The 1,002-nt window shown below is 66.4% G+C and carries 2 protein-coding genes; both read left to right on the plus strand.

What is annotated here, in order from left to right; genetic code table 11:
• The first annotated feature begins 207 nt into the window (after window positions 1–207).
• Window positions 208–387, plus strand: a complete 180-nt coding sequence (locus tag R5W23_RS09215) for a hypothetical protein (RefSeq protein WP_320686081.1) — start codon at window positions 208–210, stop codon at window positions 385–387.
• A gap of 90 nt (window positions 388–477) precedes the next feature.
• Window positions 478–813 (plus strand): hypothetical protein, encoded by a 336-nt coding sequence (locus tag R5W23_RS09220; protein WP_320686082.1) that lies wholly within the window; start codon window positions 478–480, stop codon window positions 811–813.
• Window positions 814–1,002: the final 189 nt, after the last annotated feature.

Raw genomic sequence — 1,002 nt, forward strand, 5'->3', positions numbered from 1 at the left:
GACCTCACGACCTCACCTTGTACCGCAAGTTGGGGTTGACGTGTGACGTGGGTATCATTGTGCTGTCCTCCCGCCTTGGAGGCGTGCCCTATGAGTGCCAACACGGTTGTCCCGAGTTTCGGGCAGATCCACTTTTCGGGTCTCGACTTATCACTCCAGCGCTAGGTCCGGTATAAATTAACCCTCTGTGCCCTCGGAGGGATTCGGATGACCGAGGATCAGGTGCGAGCGGTGGGGCCGGCATTCCCTCGCTATCTGTGCGCGTTCGAGCCGTTGTTCGATCCACGGAGCGTGGATCACCTGCGCGCGTACTGTCGTGGGCTGTTGGCGGACCTGCCACGCAAGAGCATGGATCCATCCCTTTCAACACAGGTGCGCGATCCGTAATAGCCTGTGGGGATAGATGTTGCGTGAGCATTATGAGGTGCAGGGATGTTACTGGGCGCGGTGGTTGAGCGTTTCGTGGAGCGAAGCCCGATGGCGGTCGCGGTCCGTGGTGCGTTCGAGTACGCCCTCGATCCGACGCACCTCGACGCCCTGTTCGTTCGCATCGCCGGGGATCGAGACGACCGCGAGTTGCTGTCCTCCACCGGCGTCGACCGGATGGCCAACGTCGTGTGCCGGGTGAAGCCCTCGGTCCACGCCGCGTACCCGGCCGACGACCACCTGCCGGTATCTGTCGCGGCCGTGTACGCCCGCCGGGCCCGTGTGCCGACTGCCGCGGGACGGGAACGGGTGCGGCACACCGCCGAGCGGCTCGGGCCGGTCATCCGGGCGATGGGCGGGTCGGCCCCGGACCCGCTCCCCGGGTGAAGGTGCTCGACGGGAACCACTTGTGCCAGACCCAACGGCGGCTCCAGCCGCTGCGGGACGTGGTCGCGGGGGCCATTGCCGGGGCACGCCCTGGTGGTTCTCGACCCGGCCCTCGGGTTGGCGATCGACGTGGTCTGTTGCGAGGACGGGCACGCCCAGGAGCGGTCCCTGCTGGACCCGATCCTGGCA

Origin of the sequence: Gemmata algarum, from assembly GCF_034097035.1 — a bacterium.
Taxonomy (GTDB): domain Bacteria; phylum Planctomycetota; class Planctomycetia; order Gemmatales; family Gemmataceae; genus Gemmata; species Gemmata algarum.

Coding starts and splice junctions, on each gene's coding strand:
- R5W23_RS09220 (WP_320686082.1), top strand. CDS start 478: ATGGCGGTCGCGGTCCGTGGTGCGTTCGAGTACGCCCTCGATCCGACG.
- R5W23_RS09215 (WP_320686081.1), top strand. CDS start 208: ATGACCGAGGATCAGGTGCGAGCGGTGGGGCCGGCATTCCCTCGCTAT.